A 26,422-nucleotide genomic window follows, 5' to 3' on the forward strand; every position below is an offset into this window, starting at 1 on the left:
ATGACGGACACGACGGTGCGCGCTTCGGCGCGCGTACGCGACCTGCTCGCGCAGATGACGCTCGAGGAGAAGACGGCGCAGCTCGTCGGCTACTGGGTCGACCAGGGCGGCGAGGTCGTCGCTCCCCTGGCCGACGAGATGGTCACGACGACGAAGTACGCGGATGCCACGACCCACGGCCTCGGCCACCTCACCCGGGTCTACGGCACACGCCCGGTCGACCCGGTCGAGCGGGCGGCGTGGCTGTGGGGCGAGCAGCGCCGCCTGCAGACCGAGACGCGCCTCGGTATCCCCGCGATCGTCCACGAGGAGTGCCTGACGGGCCTCGCGGCGTGGCAGGCGGCGACCTACCCGACGCCGCTCGCGTGGGGCGCCTCGTTCGACCCCGACCTCGTGGCCGAGATGGCCGTCGCGATCGGCGAGTCGATGCGCGAGCTCGGCATCCATCAGGGGCTCGCTCCCGTCCTCGACGTCATCCGCGATCCCCGTTGGGGGCGCGTCGACGAGTGCATCGGCGAGGACCCGTACCTCGTCGGGACGATCGGGACGGCCTACGTCCGCGGTCTGCAGTCGACGGGGGTGGATGCCACGCTGAAGCACTTCGTCGGATACTCCGGCTCGCAGTCCGGTCGCAACCATGCGCCGGTCCACGCGGGACCCCGCGAGCTCGCCGACGTCTTCCTGCCGCCGTTCGAGATGGCCCTCCGCGACGGCGGCGCGCGATCGGTCATGAACAGCTACGCCGAGATCGACGGCGCTCCGGTCGGCGCGAGCCCGTACTACCTGAGCGAGGTCCTCCGCGGACGCCTCGGGTTCGAGGGGCCGGTCGTCGCGGACTACTTCTCGGTCGCGTTCCTCCACTCCACGCACGGTGTCGCCGCCGACCTGGGCGAAGCGGCGGAGCTCGCGCTGCGCGCCGGGATCGACGTCGAGTTGCCGACGCTCGACGCGTTCGCCGGTCCCCTGCGCGACCGCATCCGCTCGGGGGCGCTCGACGAGAGTGTCCTCGACGACGCCGTGCTCCGCGTGCTCGCGCAGAAGGAGCGCCTGGGGCTGCTCGACGCGGACTTCGCCGAGCCTCCCGCGAGCGTCGACCTCGACGGGCCGCGCCACCGCGAGCTCGCGCGGCGCCTCGCCGCCGAGTCCGCCGTCCTGCTCTCGAACGACGGCACGCTGCCCGCGGCAGCGCCGGGGCGCATCGCCGTCCTCGGCCCGAACGCCGACTCGTCCGAGGCGCTCATGGGCTGCTACTCGTTCGTGAACCACGTGCTCGCCCACCACCCCGGCACACCCGCGGGCATCGAGATCCCGACCGTCCTCGACGCGCTGCGCGCCGAGTACCCGGCGGCGCGGATCGAGTCGGTGCGCGGGTGCGACGTCGAGGGCGAGGACGCGGCGGGGATCGCGGATGCCGTGGCCGCGGCATCCCGGTCCGACCTGGCGATCGTCGTGGTCGGCGACCGCGCCGGCCTGTTCGGCCGCGGCACCGTGGGCGAGGGCAACGACGTCGACGACCTCGAGCTGCCGGGTGTCCAGCGGCGCCTGGTGGAGGAGGTCGTCGCGTCGGGCACCCCCGTCGTCGTGCTCGTCCTCTCGGGGCGGCCCTACGCGATCGGATGGGCGCTCGACGGCGCCGCCGCGCCGGCGGCGATCGTGCAGTCCTTCTTCCCGGGCGAAGAGGGCGCGGACGCCCTCGCGGGGATCGTCTCGGGTCGGGTCACCCCGTCGGGCCGCCTGCCCGTCTCGCTCCCCCGCTCGGCCGGTGCGCAGCCGTTCACCTACCTGCACCCGCGCCTCGGCGGACGCAGCGACATCACGAGCGCCGACCCCACGCCGGTGCGGCCGTTCGGGTTCGGACTGACCTACACGACGTTCGCGTACGAGGACCTGCGGGTCGCGACACAGGCCGCCACCGGCGACGGGCTCACCGCGACGGTCACGGTGCGCAACACCGGCGAGGCCCCGGCGACCGACATCGTGCAGCTGTACGGTCACGACGTCGTGGGCACGACGACACGGCCGTCGGCGCAGCTGCTCGCCTACCAGCGCGTGCCGCTGGGCCCGGGCGAGGCGGCGACCGTCGAGTTCCGCGTGCCGCCCGCCCGCCTCGCCTACGCCGGCCGCGACGCGGTGCGCGCGGTCGAGCCGGGACGCGTCGACCTGTGGGTCGGGCCCTCCAGCGCCGACCGCGAAGCGACGGCCTCGGTCGAGTTCACGGGTGAGGCGTACGTCATCGGACCGAACGACGCGCGGCTGGCGACGGCATCCGTCCTCGAGGGCGCCGTCGTCAGTCGGTGACGACGAGGGCCGCCTCGACCGGGAGCCGGTCGGCCGAGGGGCCCGCGGCGATGCGGTACGCGCCCGGCTGCACCCGCAGCGCGCCCTCGTACAGCCAGCCCTCGGGCGCCCCGTCGATCCGGACCGTGTCGTCCCAGACCGCGAGGCGCTCGACGGCGAAGGGGACCTGCACCGTGCGGGTCGTGCCGGGCTGCACCCGCACGCGGGCGTACCCGAGTAGCAGGCGGCGGGGGGCGGCGATGGGCAGCTCGGGCGCGACCGCGTAGACCTGCACGAGCTCCTCGACGGCCCGTGCCGACGTGTTCGCGACCGTCACGGTCGCGACGACGACGCTCTCGTCGACCCGCGGGTCGAGGGCGGGATGCCGGTGGCCGGGCGCCGGGGCGGCGACCTCGGCGGCATCCACCGTCACCGCCGTGTAGGCGACATCGCCGTAGCCGAGCCCGTGACCGAAGGCGAACGCGTACGGGTCGGGCTGGTGCCGGTAGGTCGCCTGCTGTCGCTGCGTGTCGTAGTCGAACAGGTCGCCGGCCTGCGCGGGGTGCGCGGGCCACGACTGGGCGAGGCGGCCGGTCGGTTCGCGGTCGCCGCTCAGCACGTCGAGCAGACCGTGCCCGAGCTCCTGGCCGGCGTGGCTCGACCACACGACCGTCTCGGCGTCGGCGGCGTCCGCGAGCACGTAGGGGAAGCTCGAGACGATCGTGAGGATGCTGCGCGGGTTCGCGTCGCGCGCGGTGCGCCAGAGATCCGTGGCAGCGGTCGGCAGCGACAGGTGCGGCCGGTCGACGGTCTCGCGCCCCGAAAGGTGCGGGTCGTTGCCGACGGCGACGATCACGACGTCCGCCGCCGCGGCTGCGCGGGCCACCTCGTCGCGGCCCGAGACGACCGTCTCGACCTCGAAGCGCGCGGCCTCGTCGAGGGTGACCGCCTCGGCGGCGAGCTGCCCGATGTCGCGGACGACCCGGACCCACCGGCCCGAGCCGAGGTGCAGGAGCGACCACGTGCCGTCCTCGTGGACGTGACGGCGGAAGCTCTCCTGCACGACCCAGCCGCCGACGCGCGTCGCGTCGGCGCGCATCGGCCAGCCGGCGCCGGTGAGCAGCCGGCCGCTCGCGTGCGACCGCAGCGTGAGCACGCCGTCGCCCCAGTCGGTCACGTCGAACAGCGTCGTGTCGGTGCGGGTCGCGGTGACGGCATCGACGAACGCGCCGTCGGCCGTCGCGGCGACGTAGCCGGAGGGGGCGCGCAGGGCGACGGTGTCGGCTCCCGTGACCGCCTCGACGTGCGCGTCGGGGTACCGGTCGCGCACCCCCTGGGCGATCCCGACCTCGTAGGGCGGCGTGCCCGAGTACCAGTCGGTGAGCACGAGATCGGCCAGCGGTCCGACGACCGCGACCGACGAGGGCGGCGTGAGCGGAAGGATGCCGGCGTCGTTGCGCAGCAGCACGACCTGGCGCGCCGCGGCGACCCGGGCGAGCTCGCGGGCCTCCGCGATGTCGATCTCGTCCGGGGCGATCCTGGCGTACGGATCGTCGTCGCCGTCGAACTCGCCGGTCCGCACCCGCATCTCGAGCAGACGCAGCACCGCGGCATCCACATCCGCCTCGGTCAGCAGCCCCGCCGCGAGCGCCCCGCGGACGGCCTCGAGGGTGGGGCCGGCGTCGGGGCCGTCGTCGGTGAACGAGTCCATCCCGCTCGTCACGAGCGCCGCGGCGCCGTGCACCTTGTCGGGCTGCGCGCGCTGGATGGTCACGAGGAAGGTGGGGGCACCGGCATCCGACACGACCGCGATCGACTCGTCGCTCCAGCGGCGCGCCTCGGCGACGAGCTCAGGCTGCGTGTGCGCCGGCACCCCGTTCACCCGGTTGTACGCGAGCATCATGCTGCCCGCGACCTTCTGCTCGATCGCCGGGCGGAACGCGGGCAGCTCTTCCTCATGGAGGGTGCGCAGCGACATCTCCGACGACGTCGCCGACCGGTCAGTCTCGTTGCTGTAGGCGAGGAAGTGCTTGAGCGAGGGCACCGTCTTCCACACGCGCGGGTGGTCGCCGCGCAGCCCGCGGCTGTACGCCGCACCCAGCTGACCGGTGAGGTGCGGGTCCTCGGAGTACCCCTCCTCGTTGCGCCCCCACGCCGGGTGGCGGAGCGTGTTGACGACGGGGGCCCAGACGTTCAGGTCGACGTCGGCGCCCGACGCGCGCTTCGCGCGGACCTCGGTCGCGACGAGGTCGCCGATCCGCTCGATCAGGTCGGGGTCCCAGGTCGCGGCGAGGCCCACCGGCTGCGGGAACACCGTCGCGACCCCCACCCAGGCCAGCCCGTGCAGAGCCTCGCAGCCGGTGTGGAAGGGACGGATGCCGAGACGGTCGACCGCCGGCATCGCCTGGTGCAGCATCGCGAGGCGCTCCTCCGGGGTCAGCCGGTCGAGCAGGTCGCGCGCCCGCTCGGCGAGGGGCAGGTCGACGCGGCGGAAGGCCTCGGCGCTCACCCCGCCGCCTCCACGCTGACGCTGCCGGCACCGGTCGCCGACGCCGTGCGGTCGCCGACCTGCAGGCTCCACGGCGCACGCGCATCGCTCGACTCGGCGGTGATGCGACCGCCCTCGCGGCGCACGCGGAACACGGTCGCGGGCGCGCCGTCGAAGCCCGGCACGATCGTCTCGGCGTCGTACCCGTCGGGCAGCTCGAAGCAGCGCAGGGTGACCCCGTCGGCCCAGTCGTAGTCGGGTCGGTCCTCGCGAGCACCCCACGGCAGCACCGTGCCCGGACGCACCCGGAGCGGCACCGAGTCGTACCCGTGGCGCTCGGCGTGCCAGCGCCGCCCCTCCGCGACATCGCCGGTCAGGAGCGAGGTCCATCGCCCGTCGGGCAGGTAGTACTCGACGTCACCGTCCTCGCCGAACACCGGCGCCACCATCAGGGCGTCACCGAGCAGGTACTGCACGTCGGCGTCGTGCGTCGTGCGGTCGTCGGGGAATTCCAGCACGAGCGGACGCATCATCGGGATGCCGTCGGTGTGCGCCTCCTCCGCGACCCGCGCGAGGTACGGCATCAGGCGCAGTTTCAGGCGCGTGAACAGGCGCGTGACCTCGACCGCCTCCTCGTCGAACGCCCACGGCACGCGGACCGTCCCCGATCCGTGCAGTCGCGAGTGCGACGAGAGCAGACCGAACGCCAGCCAGCGCTTGAAGACACCGGCATCCGGCGTGCCCTCGAACCCGCCGATGTCGTGACTCCAGTAGCCGAACCCGCTCATCGCGAGCGAGAGGCCGCCGCGCAGCGTCTCGGCCATCGACAGGAGGGTCGAGTCGTTGTCGCCGCCCCAGTGCACCGGGAACTGCTGCCCGCCGGCCGTCGCCGAGCGCGCGTAGAGCACCGCTTCGCCGACGCCGCGCTCCTCTTCGAGCACGCGGAACACCAGCGCGTTGTAGAGCTGCGGATAGTAGTTGTGCATGCGCTGCGGGTCGGAGCCGTCGTGCCACACGACGCCCTCGGTGGGGATCCGCTCACCGAAGTCGGTCTTGAAGCTGTCCGCGCCCTGCCGGACGAGTCGGCGCAGGTGTTCGCCGAACCACTCGGATGCCTCGGGGTTGGTGAAGTCGACGATCGCCATGCCGGCCTGCCACATGTCCCACTGCCAGACGCCGCCGTCCGTGGTCTTGAGCAGGTAGCCCTTCTCGGCCGCCTCGGCGAACAGTGCGGAGCGCTGCGCGATGTACGGGTTGATCCACAGCGATACCTTGAGCCCCCGCTCCCGCAGCCGCGCGAGCTGACCGTCGGGGTCGGGGAACATGCGCGGGTCCCACGTGAAGTCGGTCCACTGGAACTCCCGCATCCAGAAGCAGTCGAAGTGGAAGACCGACAGCGGCAGCTCGCGCTCCCGCATCCCGTCGACGAACTCGGTGACGCTCGCCTCGTCGTAGGCGGCCGTGAACGACGTCGTCAGCCACAGGCCGAAAGACCAGGCGGGTACACGCGCGGGCCGACCGGTGAGCGCCGTGTACCGGCGGAGCACATCCTTCGGCTCGGGGCCGGCGATCACGTAGTAGTCGAGCGTCTCGCCGGGGACGGAGAACTGGACGCGCGAGTTGATCTCGGACCCCACCTCGAACGACACCGCGTCAGGGCTGTCGACGAAGACGCCGTAGCCGCGGCTCGTCAGGTAGAACGGCACCGACTTGTAGGCCTGCTCGCTCGAGGTGCCGCCGTCGGCGTTCCACGTGTCGATGGACTGCCCGTTCTTCGTGAACGCGCCGAACCGCTCGCCGAAGCCGTAGACGCGCTCGCCGGGCTCGATCGACAGCTGCTGGTGCACGAAGGCGCCGTCGGGACCGCTCATGTGTCCGATCGACCGGGGCAGCGATGTCGTGAGGACGCGGTCGCCCTGCTCGAACGCCATCCGCCACGCCCCCTCGCGCGAGACGCGGACGCGGAGGTCACCGGCATCCAGCACCGCCTCGGCGTCGTCGACGGAGACCGTCGGCAGGTACCCCTCCTGCGCCGTCAGCGCGAAGTCGGGCCCGCGGTGCGCGGCGCCCGCGTGCCGCTGCACCCGCACCCGGATCACCCCGGGCGCCGGCGCCGTGAACGTCGTCGTGATCAGCGGGCGGTTGAGCGTGTCGCCGCGGTGGCGGATCTGCGCGGTGGGCGCGTAGACCGTGAGACTCCCCGCCTCGGCGTCGGCACGGACATCGTCCACCGTGCTCGCGTACAGCCCGGTCACTCCGGGCCGCATGAGCCAGTAGCCGTCGGTGAACTTCATGTCCTTCGCCTTTCCGTCACGACCCGCGCGTCCCCCCTCGGGACCGTCACGTGCTCGTCCATCTCGTCATCCGTCAACAGGTCGATCCACGCGCCCGGGAGCGGGATCGTCGCATCCTCCAGGGAGCGGTTCAGCAGGAACAGCGCGTCGCCGCGGCGCACCGCCTCGACTCCGGGCACGGGCTCGGCGAGCGCACCGGCGACCCCGGCCGCCGCGAGGACGTCGCCGACGATCCCGTCGAGCAGCGCGTCGTCGACGACCGCGCCGACGTACCACGCGCCGCCGTGGCGCGTCACGACCGGCCGCCCGGCGAGGTCTCCCTCGGCGAAGGCCACGACCGTCTCGGCCCCGTCCGAGCGGAGCTTCTCGGCGAGGACCGAGGCGACGGATGCCGGGTGCCGCCCGTCCGCCGAGGCGAGGGCGAGCCCCGCGTCGGGGAGGGCGACCCACTCCTCGCCGCTCGCGCCGATGAGGTCGCGCAGGAGCGCGGGCGAGCGGCCCGTCAGGATGTGGCCGCGCTCGTCGGCGACGCCGCTGAACGGTCCGATCACGACCTGCGCACCGGCGGCCGCGGCCTCCGCGAGGCGCGCGGCGTCGGCGGGGCGCAGGACGTAGCCGTGCGGCAGGACGACGACGTCGTAGCCGGTGAGGTCCGCGTCGAAGCGCACCACGTCGACGGGCACGTCGCGCCGCCACAGCGCGCGGTACCAGCGACGCACCTGGTCGAGGCCGTCGAACCGGGTCGTCGGGCGGGCGGGTTCGTCGGAGGCCCACCACGAGGACCAGTCGAACAGGAGCGCCGTACGGGCCGGGACGCGCCCGCCGACGACGGGCCGCAACCGGTGCAGGTCGCTCCCCTGGCGGCGGACGCCCGCGAACACCTCGGTGTCGGCGCCCGCGTGGGGCAGCATCGCCGAGTGGAACCGCTCGGCGCCGGCGGTCGACTGGCGCCACTGAAAGAAGCAGACGCCGTCGGCACCGCGCGCGACGGCCTGCAGCGAATCCAGCCGCGCCCGCGCGGGCGTCTTCGGGAGGTTGTGCGGCCGCCACTGCACGGCGCTGATCGCCTGCTCCATGAGCAGCCACGGCCGGCCGCCGCCGAGACCGCGCATGAGGTCCTGCGCGAAGGCGATGTCGGCGGGACTGTCGGGATCGGCGGGGTCGGGGTACTGGTCGTCGCTCACGACGTCGACGTCGTCGGCCCACGACCAGTAATCGACGTGCGCGAACGGCCCCATGAAGTTGGTGGTGATGGGCTGCGTCGCGCCGGCCTCGCGGATCGTGTCGCGCAGCTCGCGGTAGCAGTCGCGCAGCTCGTCGGAGGTGAACCGCCGGAAGTCCAGCGACTGCGTCGGGTTGATGAGGTACGGCGCGCGCCGTGGCGGCAGGATCTCGGACACGTCGGCGTAGCGCTGGGCCCAGAAGGCGGTGCCCCACGCCTCGTTGATCCCCTCGATCGACCCGTACCGGCGCAGCAGCCACGCGCGGAACGCCCGGGCCGCCTCGTCGCCGTGGTCGATCTGGCCGTACTCGTTTCCGACGTGCCACATCCGGACGGCGGGATGCTGCGCGTACCGCGCCGCGAGGTCGGCCGTGATCGCCCGCGCAGCGTCGCGGTACACCCGCGAGGACGGCGCGAACTGATTGCGGGACCCGGCCACGAGTCGCACACCGTCGCGGTCGACCGGAAGGGTCTCGGGATGCCGCACGCCCAGCCACGGCGGCGGCGAGGCCGTGGGGGTTGCGAGGTCCACGGCGATGCCGCCGGCGTCGAGCAGGTCGAGCACCTCGTCGAGCCAGCCGAACTGCCGGGAGCTGGGGGTCGGCTCGATCTCGGCCCAGCTGAACACGCCCACCGTGACGAGGTTCACCCCCGCCTGCTGCATGAGCTCGACGTCCTCGCGCCAGACCTCGCGCGGCCACTGCTCGGGGTTGTAGTCGCCACCGAAGAGGATGCCGCGCTCGGCCGTCAGTTCGGCGAAGGCCGCGGCGGCAACAGGAGTCATGACCGAGGGGCCTTTCAGCGATATGGACGACGGTGTCGAAGCGCTTCAACGATTCCAACCTATACTAGCGATCAGGACCGTGTCCATCGGTCCGGCGGGCGGCGTTCCCGGCTCATGACGAGCAGATACGCTCGATCCACCCGGGTGTCGGAGCAGACCCCGCGGAGAAGGAGTGTTCATGACCACGATCGCGGACGTGGCGCAGGCCGCGGGGGTCTCGATCTCGACGGTGTCCTACGTGATGAGCGGCAAACGGACGATCTCGCAGGAGACGCGCGAGCGCGTCGAGCGGGCGATGGCCGACCTCTCCTACAGCCCGCAGGCCAGCGCCCGATCGCTCGCCTCGCGCTCCACGAGCGTCCTCGGTCTGCAGGCGCCGATCCGCGCGGGCGTCGACGTGCACGTCGTCATGCAGATCGTCGCCGGCGCCCTCAAAGAGGCACGCGCGCATCACCACGACATCCTCCTGCTGACCAGCGACGACGCCGCGGGGGTGGAACGCGCCGCGCGGGCGGGCATGGTCGACGGCGTCCTCATCCTCGACGTCGAGACGAGCGACCCGCGCGTCGGTGCGCTGGCCGAGCTCAGCATCCCGGCCGTGCTCATCGGACTGCCGGATGCTGCCGACGACCTCGTCTGCGTCGACTTCGACTTCGAGGCCGCCGGCCGACTGGCCGCTCAGCGGCTCGCCGAGCGCGGCCATCAGTCCGTCGCCCTGCTCGGCGCCCCGCCGCAGGTGCAGGCCCGGCACACGTCGTACTCCGACCGCCTCATGCGCGGGTTCCTCGCCGCGAGCGAGGCGGCCGGCCTCACCGCGCGCGCCCTGCCCTGCCCGTCGGGGCCGGGTGCGACCGAGGTCGTCGACGCCGTGCTCGCGGAGTCCCCCGACACGACGGCGCTGTTCGTCCACAACGAGGCGGCCCTCCCCTTCATCGCCGCCCGCCTCATGGGAGCGGGGGACACGGGCCCTGTCGAGATCCTCGCGCTGAGCCCCGCCGAACTCGCCCTGCACGTGCCGGGCGTCTCGGACGTCATCGACCTGCCGGCCGAGACCCTCGGCGCGCGGGGCGCCCGGGCGTTGCTCGACGCCATCGGCGGCACCCGCGGACCGGGGGCGGAACTGATCGCCCCGCGTTTCGCCGATGCGACCGGCTGACGGATGCGGATCGATCCGGAGAACCGCGCGGTCCAGGGCCTGACGAGTTTCCTCGAGTTCGTCGCCCTCAACATCCTGTTCCTCGTGTGCTGCGTCCCGATCGTGACGATCGGCGCGGCCACCAGCGCGCTGTTCGAGGTGACCCGACGCTACTCGGACGAGGAGAGCGGAAGGCCGGTGCGCGACTTCCTCCCCGCCTTCGGCCGGAACTTCCTCGCCGCGACCGGGCTCACCCTCATCCTGCTGTCGGCCGCCGTCGCGCTGGCCTTCAGCGGCGTGTTCTGGCTGTCCTCGCCCGAGCCGCTGTTCACGGGTCTCGCGGTACTCGGTTTCGCGGCCGCGGCCTACGCGGTCGCCGCGTTCCTGCACGCGATGGCGCTCGTCGCCTCGTACCGGGCGCCGTTCCGTCAGACGCTCAAGAACGCGCTCCTGCTGCCCGCGGCGGAGCCCCTGCGCACCCTCGTGCTGCTCGTCATCCCGGTCACCGTGCTGTGCCTCGTGATCGTCTTCCCGCCGACGATCTTCCTCGTCGCGACGATCGGTTTCTCCGTCGGCGCCTACGGCTGCGCGTTCCTGTTCCGCAGCATCCACCGGCGCCGCTCCGGCACCGCCGCCTGAGACGTCATGCGATGTCGGCGCATCGACAGCACCCCAAGATGACATAACGCAGATTATCGGTTGACCCCGAGAGGGGCTGATGGGCCGAGTGACGCCCTGTCTAGAGGCGGCTAAGCAGCTCCAGGCTGACCAGCCTGCAGTCTTCGCATTCGGCGATACTTTGTCGGAGAGCGCTCCTTATCGATGCTCGGTCTGCGCCGGTATGACGGCTCAGGATGAGGGCAACCTCTGCGCATGCATCGACGATCAGATTGCCGGCAACCTTCTCGCACTGTAGGTAACTCTCGACGAACAACGCCCGTTCCTCGACGGTCAGTCGACCGTCGAGGGCACGTAGTTTGAGGAACTCTCGTACTGGCGCCATAGAGGCATCGTCAGGAATCCGTCATTGCTGCGGTGCGCGACCTGTTGCTTGGTCGAGCGCGTCGGTGAGGTCGGAGAGTTGCTCGAGTTGTAGCTTCTCGCCGTTGAGGAAGAAGGTGGGAGTGCCGGTGACGTTGAGGTACTGCCCGTCGTTGACGTCCTCCTCTACCCGCTGCTGCGTTGCCGGGTCCGCAACCGCAGCGTCATAGGCATCCATGTCGAGGCCGAGGTCTTCGGCGTAGCTGCGGAACAGCTCCGCGCGTGATTCGCGGAGTTCCCCCCATTCAGCTTGGGTTTCGAAGAGACGGCTGTGCATGGCTTCGAACTCGTCTTGTTGAGCGGCCGCTTCTGCCGCGAGGGCGGCGTTCATCGAGTTGAAGTGCCCTGGAAGCGGGAAGTACCGGACCACGAAATTGATGTCCCCGGCGTATTCCTCACGAAGCTGTTCTACGACCGGGTAGAACGCTCCGCATGCCTCGCATTCGAAGTCGAGGAACTCGACCAGGGTTGGCGCGTCGGGCCCGGCGTCATCGAGAACATGGGAATTGGCACGAGCCCCGGGGAGTGCCCCGTCGGTCGCGGCCGGGGGTGTGGGTGCTTCCGGACGGTTGATGAGTGCGATCGCGGCAACAAGTGCGACGAGGACAACGACCACGGCGATGGTCACGATGGTGGCTCTGGCTGCGGGTTTCACGAGACTCCTGATCATTCGGGTAGCGGTGCGTTCTACTTGCCCCTGGTGCTTGGGCGCTGGGTAAGGGTTCGGGCAGACCCATCGGAGGGCCCGGGGTCTGCCCGAACGGGCAGCGACGTGGCACCATCACGCAGCTGCCGCAGGGCGATGAGGGAATACGCCCCGCCTACCATCGCCGGTTTGGCTCGGTAGTTGATGAGGAGAGGAACCGACACTGAGCGTCGGAGTCTCCGTAAAACTGGCGATGTCGAGGGTTGCATTGTCAGAGGCCGACGCCGCGTGCTCGGAGGAAGGCTGCTGGGTCGACCCGCACCCCGCCGATGTATACCTCGAAGTGGAGATGGCACCCGGTCGAGACCCCGGTGGTGCCGGCATAGGCGATGACCTGCCCGGCGCGCACCGTCTGCCCATAGCTGACGTTCTACCCACCGTTGAGGATATGCGCGTAGGCGGTGACGCTGCCGTCGCGGTGTTGAATCTTGACGTAGTTGCCCCAAGACCCGCTCCATCCGGCAAAGATGACCGTTCCTGCTGCTGCGGCGTATAGCGGTGCGCCGCAGCCTGCGGAGAAGTCGAGTCCGCGGTGGCCGCTGGATGTGCAGTACCCGTTACTGCAGATTGTGCCGCGCGACCCGAAGGGAGATGTCACTCCTCCGTGCGCCGGCCGCACCCACCCGGAGGGAGCGGGACGCCCACCGGCTGAGCTACCGCCACTGGGTCTTCCCTGGTTGCCTCCGCCTGCTGCGGCTTGTTGGCGGCGGCGCTCTTCTTCCTCGAGCCGGCGGCGTTCTTCCTCGCGTGCCCGCTGGGCGGCTTGCTCTCTGGCTTTCCGCTGTGCTTCTTCACGGCGCTTGCGCTCGGCCTCCACACCTGCCCGATATCCGGCAGTGGTTTTGGCGGTGGTGTCTTGCAGCGCCGAGAGCTGCGCTTCGAGGGTGAGGCGGTGCTCATTCTGCGCGAGGAGTGCTGCCTGCGCGGCCTGCGCGGCCTGTCGCGCCGCGTCCATGCGCTCCTCAGCTTGCAGCTTCAGACGGTCTCGCTCATCGCGCGCGACCTTGGCCTGGTCGGTGAGGCTCTGGGCGCTGTTACGTGCGCCAACGGCGTCCGCGTACACGTCACGATTCGCGTCGACGAGCTTGTCGACGGCGCCGAGACGGGCCAGTAGATCGTCGGCATCCGCCCCGGATCCCGAGAAGAACAGTTCGAGGGTAGGATCACTTTTCCCGTTGCGGTACTGCAACGCGGCGAGGTCGCCGAGCTTCGCCGCTGCTTCACGAGCACGAGCAGTCTCGGCGTCGGCCTGGTCCTGGAGGGTCTGCGCCCGGTCGACGGCATCCTCGAACGCTTCAAGAGCGAGCAGATACTCCTGCCCGAGCCGTTCCGCCTCGGCTTGTTTCGCGTCGACGTCGCGTTCGAGGCCGCGGATGAGGCCTTCGATACGGGCAATCTCAGTGCTCTTTGCGGCCTGATTGGCACGCGCTTTCTCCACGTCGTCCCACGTGGGATACTTCGCCGCGAACGCCGGTACCGCTACGCCCAGCCCCACCGATCCGACCACGACTCCTATCGCGGCCAAGCCGACGACGCCACGGCGGGAAATGGTGCGGAGCGATCGCAGCTCGTCGGCTGTGGGGGCGCACCCGCAGTCAACGTCAGGCACATGCAGGGGTCCCTCCGGGTTGCGGCGTCTCATTGGGCGTCCTTTCGGGCGAGGGCGGTGAGGTATTCGTTGTACGCGTCGAGGTCGGCGTGCCCGTACGCGTCAGCGTGCCGGTCGGCTTCGACGGCGCGTCGTGTGTCGTCGCGGAACCACCGATGCACGACGTAGATCAGCATGAGAAGCGTGGGACCTTCGCCGTAGGACCATGCGAGTGCACCTGCCAGCCACTGATCATCGAGAGGGTCGATGCCCCACGCGGCGGGCGGAGCGGCGAAGCGGTCGACCAGGAGGGTGGTGCTCATCATGAGAAACACCCCGAAGAACGCGTGGAGCGCCGCCTCGGCAAACAGATCGAGAGCCCTGCCCGGGTAGGACATCCGCGAGGGCAGCGGATCGTTGGAAAGAATCGGTACCGTGAACAGGACCCCGACCGTCAAGAATGCGACATCGAGGAGCTGATGTCCGCCGGGCACGGTGAGGATCGGGTCGGCAAGTTTGGCGAGGTACAACCCGTAGAACGCCAACAGGTGTAGGGGCACCGCGACGGCGGGGCTCAGCGCCCATCGAGCGGCTCTGCTGCGCAGGCCCGCATGCGCCAGTCGAAGGAGGATGAGGCCCAGGCCGTGGTGTGGTGTCGAGCGCAGAAGCAACGTTCCGGGAGACCCCAGGATCAGCAGCGGCGGGATGGTGAACATCAAGGTCAGCTGCTGGAACATCGAAACGGAGAACAGTGCGTAGCTGTAGTTCTCGACACCCAGACCGGTGATGACGAACAGGATCACACACCCCAACAGGAACGACCCCGCCCGCATCATCGACCAGCGTCTCCGCTGGCGCCGCAATCGGACCACTCCCGCCACATACGCGGCCGCCAGCACGATCGCCATCACCGGAAGTACCGGAAACGGCTGCGGGTTGGGGGTGAGGAACGCGAGGAACGAAGGCGGCGCGTCGGGAATCCAGCCACTCACCGGATAGCTCCCCACCCCGGCAGCCACAGCTCCGCAATCGTCCTCACTGGGGCGAGCGGCGGCGGTGTTCGGGGGCGCTGTGCCGTGCCTCTGCGTGTGCGTGATCTCACGGTCGACGCACCTTGATGAGTGAACCGGCAATGAGGAACGCAACCGCGGCGACCGGTTGCGCCGCCGACCACACGGGCCCTGAGAAGGGGAACGGGAGGATGGGATTCCAGAGCACGACGATCGTCGCGAGCACTGGGATCCACCACCACTGTCGGGCTTGGAACGCGAACCATGCGGCGATCGCCGCGAGAATGGCAACCACGAACCGCACGATCGCAAACCAATCGCTGTCCTGCAGCGTCGGGGCCAGGAAGAGCACCGCCGCTGCGATGAGTGCCGGCGCCAGAGCGTTGCGCTGGTAGGTGGAGGGGGTGCGCTGCTTCTTGGTCATAGCGCACGCTCATCCGGCACCCGTGCGTGGGAGTCGTGTTTTGCCGTCGCCCGGCGGTGCCGACGTTGCCGCCAAAGGGTGAGAAGCAAGACGCCTCCACCGACACCGAGTGCGACATCAGCAAGATTTCCGATGAAGAGGTTCCCGTACGCCAAGAAGTCGATGACGTAGCCGCGACCGAACGCGGGGTAGAAGAAGAGCCTGTCAATGAGGTTCCCGATCGCACCGCCAAGGACGAGCCCCATTCCGACGGCCCACCCCGGCGTTCGCGAGCGCCACGCGGCAATACCGAGAAGCGCGGTCGCGACCACGCCGAGCGTCGTCAGCACCCAGGTCATGTTCGAACCCAAGGAGAGGAATGCTCCCGGGTTGAAAGCCAGCTGCAAGCCGAGGAGATCCCCGAGGAGGGGGATGCGCTCGCTTGGGCTCAACCCGCTCAGTGCGTTGGCTTTGGTGCCCTGGTCGACGAGGACGGTAAGTCCGGCAGTGATACCTGCGAGAGCGACGAGGCGCAGCCTGTTAGCGCTCATCTGATCCCTTCCCACGGCCCAGTTCGGCGAGATCGCGACGGCGCCGTTCCCGGCCCATCATGACCACGACGATCAAACAGCCGCCGATGAGTGCGATCCCACCGACAAGTCCCACCACCGGCAGGGCTTGGCTGGTTGAACTGGGTTCGTTGTGTACATCTTCAGCGGGCGCGGACGGGAGTGACGGGCTGGGTGTTGGCTCCGGGGTGCTCGTCGAGGTGGGGCCCGAGGGGACTGTGGTGAGCTCGCGGGAGTCGGCTACGGCAGCTGGTGCGAGGATCGCCGATCCGGCGACGATCATGGCGAGCATCGTGGCGGTGAACCACTGGCAGTGTGCATTACGCATGGGCGCGGTGCTCCCCGAAGTGGGATTGGGGTTCGATCTGGAAGGTGGAGTGCTCGATGCTGATCGGGAAGTGGTCACTTACACACACCTGCAGTGACCGCAGCAACTGCGCGGATTCCTCCCCGTTGAGCCCGTCATCCACCACCACATGCGCGGTCAGGGTCGGCAAGTCTGTCGACACCTGCGACGCATGAAGGTCGTGGACGGCGATGACATGGGGTAGCTCGAGCAGGTGCCGACGCACGTCCTGGAGGTCCAGGCCCGGCGGGGTGGACTCAAGCAGCACGCTCCCCGCAGTGCGGAGCAAGAGCAACGTGCGAGGAATGATGAGCAACGCGATCAGAATTCCTGCGACCGCGTCAGCCTGATACCACCCGAATGCCGTGATCGCGATCGCGCTGGCGATCACGCCGACTGACCCCAACGCGTCATTGAGAACCTCCAAGAACGCGGCGCGCATGTTGAGGTTCTGCTTGCGGCCACTCAGCAGCACGAGCAATGAAGCGATATTCGCGACCAGGCCGACGACGCCGAAGAAGAGGAGCGCGCCGGAGGAGATCTCAGGAGGTTCAAACAGGCGCCGAATCCCCTCGACGAGAGCGAACAACCCAACCCCCAACAGCAAGGCTGCCTGAGTCAGAGCGCCCAGTACCTCGGCGCGACGGAGCCCCCACGTGTGGCGGTCAGTCGGAGCACGATTCATCAGGTGGGCGGCGGTGACCGCGAGGCCCAACCCGATCACATCGGTGAGCATGTGTGCTGCGTCGATGAGCAGGGCCAAGCTGCCAGTAATCACTGAGCCCACGACCTCAACCACAAAGACCGAGGTCGTGATTGCGAAAGCGATCAGCAGGCGCTTTCTCGGGGTTCCCTCGCCCGTTCCGTGGCTGTGAGCTGATCCCATGCGTTCGTTCCTCTCACGGGGATGAATGATTGGTGGCCGTGCGTCACTCACCGCCCTCGGCGGCGTCAGCGAGCACGGTGAGTGGTTGCACACGGCAAGCTGCGGTGACTTCGCGGGCAGCATCAGAAGCTGTGGCGACTAGGCAGGTACCGGCTGATCGGGTTATGGAGGCTGAGCGCCGGCCGATCAGGTGATGGAGACTGGGCTCAAACCCGGGCGATGCAGAGGAGGACGGTCGTCGGCCTTGGAACGCGTGTGCGGCGTGGCCTGAGCGCCCCCCGTACACGTCTGGTCACAGCAATGAGTCGACGCCGTCCAAGCAGTACGAAAGCTCGACGCAGCCACGCGAACGCGATCAGGGAGCAAACCACGCCGAAAACGCAAACCCCCACCGCCGCGGCGACGATGTCGTCGGACGTGGTTGTGGAAGATGCGGTCGCTTCCAAAGAGGGCAAAGCGGCACTGCTCGCCACGGTCACCGGCGCGACCGCGACATCATCCATATGGGACACCGTCAGAATGCCGGCCACCAGCAGAAGGGCCGCAATTCCGATCGAAATGAGTTTCGTTATCGGTCGGGCGGTGCTGGTAACTGATGTCGCGTGCGTCAGCGGCATCTCAACCATGGCGGGAAAACTATACCAACCGGGAAATATCATCAGCTGTCACCCGAGGCGGTGTCGGTGCACTCGCCAGCCGGGGACTTGCCCTGCGGGCGGCGCGGACACCGTTTAGGATGATGACGACCTCCGCGATCTCGTGCACTAGGACGACGCCGGCCAGCCCGAGCAGGCCGGATAGGGCGAGCGGGAACAGCACGATGATGACCGCGAGTGCGAGGCCAATGTTGGTGGTCATGATGCGATGGCCGCGCCGGGCATGGGCCAGAGCGCCGGGAATCAGGCGGAGGTCGTGGCCGGAGAAGGCGATGTCGGCGGATTCCACGGCCGCCGCCGATCCCTTCACTCCCATCGCGATGCCCACTGTGGCAGTTGCAAGGCCCGGTGCATCGTTAATGCCATCGCCTACCATCGCGGTCGGCCGGGAGGCGATCAGTTCGCTGATCGCGGCAGCCTTATCGGCTGGGAGTTGCTCTGCCCGAATGTCGGTAATTCCGGCGTCGCGGGCGAGAGCAGCAGCGGTACGGGCGTTGTCCCCCGTGAGCATGACCGTGGAAATGCCTTGCTCATGGAGAAGTCGAATAGTTTCTGCCGACTCGGGGCGCAGCTCGTCGCGAACCCCGATGAGACCTGCAACAACGCCGTCGGTTTCTACAACAACGACCGTCATGCCCTGCGCGGCCATGTCATCGGCACAGAGCACCCAGTCGCCGAGGTTGAGCCACCGGACGTTGCCAACGCGAACACGCCGCCCACCGACGAGGCCGGTGATCCCTAGCCCGGCGTACTCGACGACGTCGGTAGCCGGCGCGGCGGCCGATGACGCGGACGAGATGGCCGCGGCGAGGGGGTGGGTGCTAGAGCTCTCGACCGCGGCCGCCCAGGCCAGGACGTCCTCGCGCGAGTACCCGGGTGCAGGGTGCACGTCGACAACGGTGGGTTCGTTCCGGGTGAGGGTGCCTGTCTTATCGAAGGCGATGGTACGGATTGTGCCGAGCTGCTCGAACGCCTCCCCGGACTTGATCACGACACCGAACTTCGATGCCGATCCGATCGCGCTGATTATCGTTACCGGGACTGCAATCGCGAGCGCGCACGGTGACGCTGCGACGAGGACGACCAATGCCCGCTCTACCCATGTCCACGGGTCACCAATGAGCAGCCCGAACAAGGCCACCAACGTCGCGGCGAGCAGAACCGCGGGGACAAGAGGCCGAGCAATCCGATCGGCGAGGCGAGCCCGCTCTCCCTTCCGGGTATGAGCCTGCTCCACTAAGCCAACGATTTGAGTGAGCGAGTTGTCATGACCGTCCGCAGTGGCCTCGATCCGGAGAGTGGCTGCCCCATTGATCGACCCAGCCGTGACAACGGCGCCTGGACCAACTTCTACCGGAATCGACTCCCCGGTGACCGCGGACGTGTCCAGGCTCGATCTGCCCTCGATGACCACACCATCGGTCCCAACACGTTCACCCGCGCGGACGATGAGCACATCGAGTTGGCGCACGTCTGAGGCTGAGATGGTCTCGACGCCGGACAAGCGCGATACCCGCACGGTGTCGGGGATCAAAGACAACAGGGCCCGCAGTCCCTCCTTCGCCCGATCCATCGCCCGGTCCTCGAGCGCCTCGGCCAAAGAGAACAAGAACGCCAGCGTCGCAGCTTCGCCGACATGTCCAAGGGCGACAGCGCCAACAGCAGCGATCGTCATCAGCAGCCCCACGCCCAGACGACCGTGCATCAGCCGACGCGCCGCGCCAGGAACGAACGTTGATGCCCCCACAAGAAGCGATGCCCACAGCAGCACCACTGCCGGAAGTTCTGCCCCTGACCACTCTGAGACGTACCCCGCAAGCAAGAGCACACCCGCCACGACCGAAGGAAGCAACCCGGCATCCCGCCACCACACCGGACGGCCCCCAGGCTCCTCCCCCACGACGGCCCGCTCATCGGCGCCGCAGCACGCGTCTGCGTCGGCGTGAGGTTCAGGCCTTAGGGCTGCTTGCGCTGGAGCGCAGCACAAGTCGTCCACGCTCTCCCTCTGCGGGTTTGCCAGCGTAATCCGGCGGATCTGCTTCGGCCGCTCCGCCTGCCCGCAGCACTCCTCGCTCACCGTCCTACCTCCAGCGTCGTACTGGTGGAGCAGCACTCACATCCGTCGTCCACACACGCGACACCTTCATCCACCGCAACGACGGCTTTCAGTAGCTGTCGCAGCCCGAATGCCAGATGCGGGTCGGCGACCTCGTACCGCGTCCGCCTCCCCTCAGGAGACGCAACCACCAGCCCGCACCCACGCAGACACGCAAGATGATTCGACACGTTCGTCCGAGACAGACCCAATTCGCGGGCCAGCTCAGCCGGATAACCGGGACCTTCCAAGAGGGACAACAAGATGCGGGAACGAGTTGGGTCCGCCATTGCGCGGCCGAGTCGGTTCATTACGTCCACCCGCGAGGCACGAGTCAGCATGCGGTGACTATACACCGGATGATGACCTGTTTACGAACCTGAGCAGGTGGTGGGGTGCCGGGCCGACATAAGAGCGATTATCGGTCTGCTCGCAGGTTGCTGTGGTGACGGTCGCCGCCATTAGGTCTTACCCCGCTAGGCGGGCGACATCTCGCCTCGTAGCCGAGCTCTTCGATGGGCGATCCAGCCAGCAATCATCAGGACCGCGAGTCCGCCCCATGCTGCCCCTATCGACACGGAAGTGCCCACGATGATTCCAGGTGTCGCCCCGGTCCGCAGTTCGACCTGTTCAACGAGTACGCCAGCTTCACCGGCGTTCAGTGAGGCTTGTGTAGAACCGTCTGGCCGAATGATTTGACTGGTGCCGACTGTAGATACATTCACAACGGCCCGCCCGGTCTCGATTGCTCGCATGCGCGCGAAGGCGAGCTGCTGCAGGTTCTCATCTGTTCCGCGGAAGTCGGCGTTGTTTGTCTGGAACACGAGCACTTCTGCGCCGCTGGTGATGCTTTCTGCGATGACGTTGTCGTAGATCACGTCGAAGCAGATCGCGAGACCGACGGTAATCCCGGCGACTGACACGACGGGGCTGTCGGTACCGGGGGAATACTCGCGCTGGATGAGCCCGACGAGGTCCGGCGCGAGCATGGCGTAGAACGCGCGATCGGGCACGTACTCACCGAACGGCACGGGATTGCGTTTCGCATGGGTCTGCACCTGTTCCCGGGTAGGGGCAGGGCTGATGCTCGGGTCCCACAGGAACGAAGTATTGAACAGCTTGTTGCCTGAGCTGGTGGCAGCATTAGCTAGCACGGGGGCGCCCAGTTGCGTGCTGATTTGCGTCAGGTTTGAGGCGAGATAGCCGTCTTGGAAGGGGTCCGCGTCCAATCCCTCTGGCCACACAACGAGGTCGAGATCGGCTCCGCGGAGCGCAGCGGAAGCTCTGCTCTGAGCGGATGCGATCGCCCCGGGCGCGCGCTCATCGAAATAGCCCGACGGCCGTTCCCTTGCACAGCACCGAGACGCATGGTGCCAGCCGGTGTCGTGGAGAAGGCGGGAGTGAGAACGAGTACGCCGACCGTGAGGAGCGGAGCAACGTAACGCGCGGGAAAGCGCCACGCGCGCGTCCGGACCCATTCGATGAAGACTGCAACAGCAAACACCATCGCAAAGCTCAGTCCGCTCACACCTACCCAGGAGGCGAGGGAGGCGGCTGGTGCTTCCGACTGCGTCATACCCAGCCGCGCCCACGGGAACCCACCGTACGGCCAGGCACCCAGCATCACCTCCCGGCCCGTCCACAGCGATGCAACGACGACGGGCAGCAGGATCAGCCGGGCCCCGTCAGAGCGGATCAGCTGGGATAGCCATCGATACGCCAACGTCAGCGGTATCAACCACACGGCCGTTAGCACGCCCTCCACGATCGTGAGCACGGCCCATGGGAGGGGGCCGAGGTAACGAGACGTCCAGGACACGACCAGGGAGAAGAACACGATCCCGAAGACCAACCCGACGGCGAGCGAGCCCATCACACTGCGCCCGACCGCTGCTATCAGCAGGACACCGGTGGCAACGAAGGCTGCCGGCCACCAACCCACATCCGGGTACGCCACATCCATCAGGATGCCGGCGACGGCTGCCGCCGGCAGCGCCGCCCACAGCGGCAGCAACGGGGGGCGTATCCTTTGCTGAGGTTCGCGCGGGCCGGCCGCCAATGGACGCAGGGTCATGCCGGTTTGTGTCCTGCAGCGATCGCTCCCGCCAAGAGCAGCAGCGCACCCATCGGGTACCCGGCGACGAGATCCACCCAGCCCTCCGGTTGGCCTGGACCAAACGCTTCAAGATGCGTCAGCCAGTGCACGACCAGGACGATGACACCAGCGAGCATGGTGATCTGCCCGAGCCGCAGCCAGCGTTGACGGTGCCGGTATCGACGCACAGGGTCGTCCTGTCGTCGCGGTTTATCAGTCATCTGTTTCTCCTTTTCACGCGACTGCCGCTACATCGCTGCGGTCGCGGGACGCATGCGGTGTGGTCAAGGCCGATCGACGATCTGCCGGGCGATCGTGGCGGCGTCGCGCCACACCCCGGCGAGCGTGTCGGCCCGACGCCAGCTGTAAGCCGGTACACCTGCAACGAACAGGCCCGGCATTGAGGTGCGCGTACGGCGGGTCGTGTCGGAACGCGTTGCTTCCGGTAGCCATTGATCCGCCGGCTCATAACCGGTCGCGAGAATCAACGATTCGATTCCTCGCAGCCGCTCCCCCGTTGTCAGCTGAACGGAAGTGCGGTCGGCCACGTCCGCGACGGCAGCAGTCACCTTGACCCGCGAGCCGCCACGTTCGGAAAGGGTCTCTGCAGAGTCCGGCTCCGGTCCTTTGGACCAGGGAACCCACGCAGTAGGGGCACCTGCGGCGGTCCGTTGGCGGCTGATCCAACGAAGTCGTCGAGGCGAGCGAGTCGACAGGGTCACCGTGTGGGATCCCGCGAGCTCGCGGGCGATCTGCACGCCGCTGTGACCCCCGCCCACGACCAGTACCGGGCCGGGAGGGATCTGCCGGGGGTAGTGATAGTCGCTGCTGTGGAGGAGGGCCCCTGGCAACTGCAACCGGGCCGCCCATCCGGGAACCAAGGGACGCGCGGCTGCGCCGGTCGCGCACACGACGTTGCGTGTCTGGACCTCACCAGCCGTGGTGGTGAGGGTGAGCGCCGTACCTTCCCCGCGGCGCTCCAATTTCAACGCTCGAACCCCCCAAACTGGGGCGACGCCGAGCTCTCCCTCCACGGTGTGCAGGTAGTCAGCGATCTCGTCAGCTCGCGGGTGGCGGTCGGGATCGCCCGGTAGTGGCCGGACAGCGAGTCCGCTGTGGCGAGCGGAGCTGAGCAGCTCCATCGAGTGCCACCGCGTCCTCCAACTACGGTGACCTGGCGGAGCAGAGTCGATCATCACGAAATCCTGCTGAGGGCGGAAACCTCGACTGATCAGTTCAGCGGCGACGGCGAGACCCGTCTGCCCGGCCCCGACGATGATGGCTCGTCGATGGGACAGCCCGACCGAGGTCACCAGCCCCTCCCGCGCTTCCGGGCAGCATGAGGGCCCGTTCCCAGGGGGCGGGAGGCCCGCAGATTCAGCGTCGCAGGGTGTGAGCGGTCTGTTCCCTGGGGCCCCGGGGTCTCGGGCCGGGAACGAAGGCGCCGGTGGTATTGGCCGCGTGGCGCGGCGGCGATCGGCGGGATTGCCGCCAAGAGAACAGACATAGGGACTCTCCAGAACAAGAAACGGCAGGTCACGGTTCTCCGCCGGGACAGCGGGGAACCCCTGAGAAGGACAGGGACCCGGTTCAGGTTCGGGAGATGGACGGCTGATGAAGCGATAGCGGCATCGGTGGCACGAGGACGCGTGCAAGCGATGCCTGCGTCGAGCGGGGAGCCATCGCTGCCGATCTGGCGGTACCGCGGTGCAGCAGATACTCGCGAAGAAGAGCCACGAGCAGCAAAGTGCACAGCACACCGATGAGGCATGCCGCTGCACCAGTGACTCCGTGAGAGGTGTCGATCGCTGCGTCAACAGACGTGAAACCTTCGGTCACGCTTGGGACGCCGGTGGAAGCGGATTCGACCATAGAGGAGGTGGTTGCGGTGTCAGAGTTCTCCGCGTGCGTTGTGGAAAACACCCCGGCGCACACCAGTAGCGCGAGCACGAGTCCGGCGAGGATGCGCACCATCGACCACCGGTTTCCGCCTGGGCGGTGACCTGAAGAGCGCAGTCCTGACAACATGGTGACGAAAACGTAGCAACCGCTGTTATGAGCTCGCCGTGCTCCCTTCGTAGCGACTTCCGGTGCGGTTCTCTGCCTCAGGAGGGCGCGGTGGCGTGTGCGTCGATGGGGCCTTGGAGCGGTATCCAGAGCTCGATGCGAGCCCACCAGCGGCATGCCCCGGGACGGATCACGCATGGACTGATCTGCTCTTCTCGAATCTTCGCGCGAACGGACTAGAAAAGGGCGAGCAATCTGGTGCATGTGTGCTGACATCGCCGACAGGACCGCTGAGCGTCCTCCAGCGCAACACGCATGATCATGCTGTCCAAACTCACTTCCCGGCCGAGGAGGACCGCGATGCGTGCACACGCTACGTCGTCAGTGCTCTTCTTCGTCGCCGCGCAGGCGAGGAACGATTCGACGTAAGACGCTCGCTCCGCGACGGTGAGTCGCCCATCGAGGGGGCGCATCCGAATCAGCTGTTGAATACGGGGGGTCATACGGCGATCCCGCGGGCACGGAGGAACGGGACGGGGTCGACGCGGACGCCGCTGAGGTAGACCTCGAAATGGAGGTGGCATCCGGTTGAGGCGCCGGTGCTACCGATGAAGGCGATGACTTGGCCTGCGCGGACGGTTTGGCCGTAACGGACGTTGTAGCCACCGTCGATGATGTGGGCGTACCCGGTGACGGTGCCGTCGCGGTGCTGCACCTTGATGTAGTTGCCCCAAGCGCCGCTGTAGCCGGCGAAGATGACGGTGCCGGCCGCGGCGGCGTAGATGGGGGATCCGCAACTGCTCGCAAAGTCTGTCCCGCGGTGCCCGCGATTCGTGCAGTACCCGTTGCGGCAGATCGACCCTCGGGTCCCGAATCCTGAGCTGATCCAGCCGTGAGCTGGTCGCACCCATCCCGACGATTGGACCTGGCCACCGCTTCCGCCCGTGTTGCCGCTCGCGCCGGAGGCCCCGCTGGGTTTACCGCCTGTTACTCGTCGCCGCCGTTCCTCCTCGCGACGTCGTTGTTCTTCCTCTCTGGCCTGCCGCGCGGCTGCTTCCCGTGCTTTACGACGGGCTTCTTCTCGGCGTTTGCGTTCGGCTTCAACACCTGCCTGGTAGCCGGCGAGTGTCGATGCTGTCGTATCGCGGAGTGCGTCGAGTTGGGCTTCCAGGGTGAGCCGGTGCTCGGTTTGCGCGTCGAGCGCCGCTTGCGCGGCTTGCGCGGCTGCTTGCGCGGTTCGCATCTTCTGTTCCGCTTCGCCCTTGCGGCGATCGCGCTCATCGCGAGCGACGACGGCCTGATTGCTCAGGTTCCGGGCGTTGTCGCGGGCACCGGCAGCGTCCGCGTATCGGGCTCGGTTGGCGTCAGCGATCTTGTCGATCGCCCCCAAGCGGCCCAGAAGCTCGTCCGCGTCGGCTGCGGTGTCGGAGAAGAACAGTTCCAAGGTCGGGTCGCTTCGCCCGGTGCGGTACTGCTCCGCGGCCAGCGCCCCCAGCTTCGCCGCTGCTTCTGCTGCGCGCGCAGTTTCGGCATCGGCCTCAGCCTGCACAGCGTCGGCGCGTTCGACTGCGTCTTCATATGCCTCTTGAGCGAGCACGTACTCCTGCCCGAGGCGGTCGGCTTCGGCCTGTTTGGTGTCGACGTCGTTCGTGAGAGAGCGGATCAGTGTTTCGATGCGGCCGATCTCCGCATTCTTGCTGGCTTGGTTGCGGCGCGCTTTCTCGACGTCGTCCCACGTGGGGTATTTCGCCGCGAACGCGGGTGCCGCTAGTCCCAGACCCGTCGCGCTGAGAACTATTCCCAGTGCAGCAGCACCCACCAGGCTGCGCCGGCTGACACTGGACCCCAGCCGGCGTGCCTCAGCCGGGGTCGGGCCGCAGCCGCAATCGACGTCATCGATGCGGGCGGGTGGGGTCTGGTCGGGGCTGTTCATTGCTCGGAGCCTGTCGACGCCGGTGGGGCGGGAGGAGATATCCCCGTCTGGTCGACGGTCAGCACGTCTCCCGCGTTGGTGATCGCGACTGCCTGCACGCTCAGGCTGGTAGTGCCGGCTTCGACCCATTCCGACTCGCCGGCGCCAGTGACCCAGACGGTGCCGGCTGTGTCGACACCAACGATGCGCTGGTGGTCGGGTGAGGTGTTCAGCAGCGCGATGGTGGGAGCGTCCGTCCAACCGGTGAAGGTGGCTCCCGCGTCGGTGCTCACTTGCAGCCCGTCTGGGGTGGACGCGATGAGCCGTTCGGTGGCGTCCACGACGAGGTTGCGTGCGGGGACCTCCGCTCCGGTGGGTTGCCAGGTGACTCCCCCGTCGGTGCTGGTGAGCAGTTCAGGGTTGTCGGTGGCGATGCCATAGACCACGTTCCAGGTGGTGCCGGCGAGCACGTGGAAGTCCTTCTCGCCTGAGAAGACCACGGGAGACCAGGTCATGGCCCGGTCAGTGCTTCGGATGATGCCCAGGTGAGGGGTGCCAAGTTCCGCGGGGGTGTCGGGGCCAGGGTGCCCGGAGGCGAGAAGAGCGTCCCCGGCGGCGGTAAGCCCCATCGCATCAAACCCTGGACCGATCCGGGCACCGGTGTCGCCGTCTGCGGTGGTGGGGTAGATGCCCGCGTGTGTGCCGATAAGGAAACCCTCACCGGCGGGGTCGGCGACGATCCCGTGCACATGTGTGAGAGGTGTCTCCGCCCCAGAGGATTGCCCTGGGTTCGCTGCGCAGCCGGTGACTACTAGGACTGCGGCGGCGAAGACGCCGAGCGCGGGAAGTGCGCGGCGGGTGGCGAATGAGCGGGGGGTGCGTGGGCGCATGGGTGCGCCGAGGAAGAA

The 26,422-nt window shown here is 68.5% G+C and carries 20 protein-coding genes and 2 pseudogenes; 3 read left to right on the plus strand and 19 right to left on the minus strand.

Annotation, left to right across the window (positions count from 1 at the left end; all coding sequences use genetic code 11):
* Positions 1–2,298 (plus strand): beta-glucosidase, encoded by a 2,298-nt coding sequence (locus ACPEH0_RS06920; RefSeq protein WP_366213685.1) that lies wholly within the window; start codon positions 1–3, stop codon positions 2,296–2,298.
* Here ACPEH0_RS06920 and ACPEH0_RS06925 read toward each other — a convergent pair.
* The 3 genes from ACPEH0_RS06925 to ACPEH0_RS06935 are packed head-to-tail and all read right to left on the minus strand — an operon-like array spanning position 2,288 to position 9,065.
* Complete coding sequence (locus ACPEH0_RS06925; protein WP_366213684.1) at positions 2,288–4,786, minus strand: glycoside hydrolase family 3 C-terminal domain-containing protein; 2,499 nt, start codon at positions 4,784–4,786, stop codon at positions 2,288–2,290. The two genes, ACPEH0_RS06920 and ACPEH0_RS06925, sit on opposite strands and share 11 nt — an antisense overlap.
* A complete protein-coding gene (gene yicI, locus ACPEH0_RS06930) occupies positions 4,783–7,059 on the minus strand; it encodes an alpha-xylosidase (protein WP_366213683.1) in 2,277 nt (758 codons plus the stop codon). The genes ACPEH0_RS06925 and yicI overlap by 4 nt, the downstream gene beginning before the upstream one ends.
* Positions 7,056–9,065, minus strand: a complete 2,010-nt coding sequence (locus tag ACPEH0_RS06935; protein ID WP_366213682.1) for a beta-galactosidase — start codon at positions 9,063–9,065, stop codon at positions 7,056–7,058. Before ACPEH0_RS06935 ends, yicI begins: the two co-directional genes overlap by 4 nt.
* Before the next feature lie 178 nt (positions 9,066–9,243).
* Between ACPEH0_RS06935 and ACPEH0_RS06940 the strand changes: the two genes are divergently transcribed.
* Positions 9,244–10,221, plus strand: a complete 978-nt coding sequence (locus ACPEH0_RS06940; protein ID WP_217529578.1) for a LacI family DNA-binding transcriptional regulator — start codon at positions 9,244–9,246, stop codon at positions 10,219–10,221.
* A gap of 3 nt (positions 10,222–10,224) precedes the next feature.
* A complete protein-coding gene (locus tag ACPEH0_RS06945; protein WP_217529584.1) occupies positions 10,225–10,839 on the plus strand; it encodes a YesL family protein in 615 nt (204 codons plus the stop codon).
* A 385-nt stretch (positions 10,840–11,224) separates the two neighbouring features.
* Here the strand turns inward: ACPEH0_RS06945 and ACPEH0_RS06950 are convergent, their stop codons facing one another.
* The 16 genes and pseudogenes from ACPEH0_RS06950 to ACPEH0_RS07025 all read right to left on the minus strand — a co-directional run bounded on the left by ACPEH0_RS06950 (position 11,225) and on the right by ACPEH0_RS07025 (position 26,263).
* Positions 11,225–11,869 carry a DsbA family protein gene (locus ACPEH0_RS06950; RefSeq protein WP_423719432.1) on the minus strand — a complete coding sequence of 215 codons (645 nt, stop codon included), beginning with the start codon at positions 11,867–11,869 and terminating at the stop codon, positions 11,225–11,227.
* A 289-nt stretch (positions 11,870–12,158) separates the two neighbouring features.
* Positions 12,159–13,589 (minus strand): annotated as a pseudogene (locus tag ACPEH0_RS06955) (peptidoglycan DD-metalloendopeptidase family protein).
* Entirely contained in the window at positions 13,586–14,527 is a 942-nt protein-coding gene (locus tag ACPEH0_RS06960) for a cytochrome c oxidase assembly protein (protein WP_423719433.1), read from the minus strand. The pseudogene ACPEH0_RS06955 and the gene ACPEH0_RS06960 overlap by 4 nt, the downstream one beginning before the upstream one ends.
* A 106-nt stretch (positions 14,528–14,633) precedes the next feature.
* Positions 14,634–14,969 (minus strand): DUF6804 family protein, encoded by a 336-nt coding sequence (locus ACPEH0_RS06965; protein WP_217529591.1) that lies wholly within the window; start codon positions 14,967–14,969, stop codon positions 14,634–14,636.
* On the minus strand, positions 14,966–15,499 hold the full coding sequence (locus tag ACPEH0_RS06970) for a signal peptidase II (protein ID WP_217529593.1): 534 nt from the start codon (positions 15,497–15,499) through the stop codon (positions 14,966–14,968). Before ACPEH0_RS06970 ends, ACPEH0_RS06965 begins: the two co-directional genes overlap by 4 nt.
* A 338-nt stretch (positions 15,500–15,837) precedes the next feature.
* Complete coding sequence (locus ACPEH0_RS06975; protein ID WP_217529597.1) at positions 15,838–16,749, minus strand: cation diffusion facilitator family transporter; 912 nt, start codon at positions 16,747–16,749, stop codon at positions 15,838–15,840.
* A gap of 206 nt (positions 16,750–16,955) precedes the next feature.
* The gene (locus tag ACPEH0_RS06980; RefSeq protein WP_366213680.1) at positions 16,956–17,375 is read right to left on the minus strand and encodes a hypothetical protein; all 420 of its coding nucleotides are present in this window, start codon (positions 17,373–17,375) and stop codon (positions 16,956–16,958) included.
* Positions 17,376–17,385: 10 nt separating this feature from the next.
* Positions 17,386–19,392: a heavy metal translocating P-type ATPase gene (locus ACPEH0_RS06985; RefSeq protein ID WP_423719445.1), complete on the minus strand. Its 2,007-nt coding sequence runs from the start codon at positions 19,390–19,392 to the stop codon at positions 17,386–17,388.
* A gap of 86 nt (positions 19,393–19,478) precedes the next feature.
* The gene (gene cmtR, locus ACPEH0_RS06990) at positions 19,479–19,841 is read right to left on the minus strand and encodes a Cd(II)/Pb(II)-sensing metalloregulatory transcriptional regulator CmtR (protein WP_217529602.1); all 363 of its coding nucleotides are present in this window, start codon (positions 19,839–19,841) and stop codon (positions 19,479–19,481) included.
* Between the two features lie 135 nt (positions 19,842–19,976).
* A complete protein-coding gene (gene lnt, locus ACPEH0_RS06995) occupies positions 19,977–20,978 on the minus strand; it encodes an apolipoprotein N-acyltransferase (protein WP_366213678.1) in 1,002 nt (333 codons plus the stop codon).
* A gap of 71 nt (positions 20,979–21,049) precedes the next feature.
* Positions 21,050–21,574: pseudogene (locus ACPEH0_RS07000) on the minus strand (apolipoprotein N-acyltransferase); the annotation flags it as partial.
* The gene (locus ACPEH0_RS07005) at positions 21,571–21,816 is read right to left on the minus strand and encodes a hypothetical protein (RefSeq protein WP_217529604.1); all 246 of its coding nucleotides are present in this window, start codon (positions 21,814–21,816) and stop codon (positions 21,571–21,573) included. The pseudogene ACPEH0_RS07000 and the gene ACPEH0_RS07005, both read right to left, overlap by 4 nt.
* A 63-nt stretch (positions 21,817–21,879) precedes the next feature.
* Positions 21,880–22,908 carry an NAD(P)-binding domain-containing protein gene (locus ACPEH0_RS07010; RefSeq protein WP_217529606.1) on the minus strand — a complete coding sequence of 343 codons (1,029 nt, stop codon included), beginning with the start codon at positions 22,906–22,908 and terminating at the stop codon, positions 21,880–21,882.
* Positions 22,909–23,185: 277 nt separating this feature from the next.
* Positions 23,186–23,569 (minus strand): hypothetical protein, encoded by a 384-nt coding sequence (locus tag ACPEH0_RS07015; RefSeq protein ID WP_366213677.1) that lies wholly within the window; start codon positions 23,567–23,569, stop codon positions 23,186–23,188.
* 532 nt (positions 23,570–24,101) lie between these two features.
* Entirely contained in the window at positions 24,102–25,535 is a 1,434-nt protein-coding gene (locus tag ACPEH0_RS07020) for a peptidoglycan DD-metalloendopeptidase family protein (protein WP_217529610.1), read from the minus strand.
* Positions 25,532–26,263 carry a WD40/YVTN/BNR-like repeat-containing protein gene (locus tag ACPEH0_RS07025; RefSeq protein ID WP_359920896.1) on the minus strand — a complete coding sequence of 244 codons (732 nt, stop codon included), beginning with the start codon at positions 26,261–26,263 and terminating at the stop codon, positions 25,532–25,534. The genes ACPEH0_RS07020 and ACPEH0_RS07025 overlap by 4 nt, the downstream gene beginning before the upstream one ends.
* Positions 26,264–26,422: the final 159 nt, after the last annotated feature.

The sequence above is a fragment of the Microbacterium sp. NPDC079356 genome (assembly GCF_049545465.1).
GTDB lineage: Bacteria > Actinomycetota > Actinomycetes > Actinomycetales > Microbacteriaceae > Microbacterium > Microbacterium gawkjiense.

Coding starts and splice junctions, on each gene's coding strand:
- ACPEH0_RS06935 (WP_366213682.1), bottom strand. CDS start 9,065: ATGACTCCTGTTGCCGCCGCGGCCTTCGCCGAACTGACGGCCGAGCGC.
- ACPEH0_RS06980 (WP_366213680.1), bottom strand. CDS start 17,375: ATGGTTGAGATGCCGCTGACGCACGCGACATCAGTTACCAGCACCGCC.
- ACPEH0_RS07005 (WP_217529604.1), bottom strand. CDS start 21,816: ATGACTGATAAACCGCGACGACAGGACGACCCTGTGCGTCGATACCGG.
- yicI (WP_366213683.1), bottom strand. CDS start 7,059: ATGAAGTTCACCGACGGCTACTGGCTCATGCGGCCCGGAGTGACCGGG.
- ACPEH0_RS06975 (WP_217529597.1), bottom strand. CDS start 16,749: ATGGGATCAGCTCACAGCCACGGAACGGGCGAGGGAACCCCGAGAAAG.
- ACPEH0_RS07015 (WP_366213677.1), bottom strand. CDS start 23,569: ATGGTGCGCATCCTCGCCGGACTCGTGCTCGCGCTACTGGTGTGCGCC.
- ACPEH0_RS06920 (WP_366213685.1), top strand. CDS start 1: ATGACGGACACGACGGTGCGCGCTTCGGCGCGCGTACGCGACCTGCTC.
- ACPEH0_RS06940 (WP_217529578.1), top strand. CDS start 9,244: ATGACCACGATCGCGGACGTGGCGCAGGCCGCGGGGGTCTCGATCTCG.
- ACPEH0_RS06970 (WP_217529593.1), bottom strand. CDS start 15,499: ATGAGCGCTAACAGGCTGCGCCTCGTCGCTCTCGCAGGTATCACTGCC.
- lnt (WP_366213678.1), bottom strand. CDS start 20,978: ATGGGTCCGGACGCGCGCGTGGCGCTTTCCCGCGCGTTACGTTGCTCC.
- ACPEH0_RS06945 (WP_217529584.1), top strand. CDS start 10,225: ATGCGGATCGATCCGGAGAACCGCGCGGTCCAGGGCCTGACGAGTTTC.
- ACPEH0_RS07020 (WP_217529610.1), bottom strand. CDS start 25,535: ATGAACAGCCCCGACCAGACCCCACCCGCCCGCATCGATGACGTCGAT.
- ACPEH0_RS06965 (WP_217529591.1), bottom strand. CDS start 14,969: ATGACCAAGAAGCAGCGCACCCCCTCCACCTACCAGCGCAACGCTCTG.
- cmtR (WP_217529602.1), bottom strand. CDS start 19,841: ATGCTGACTCGTGCCTCGCGGGTGGACGTAATGAACCGACTCGGCCGC.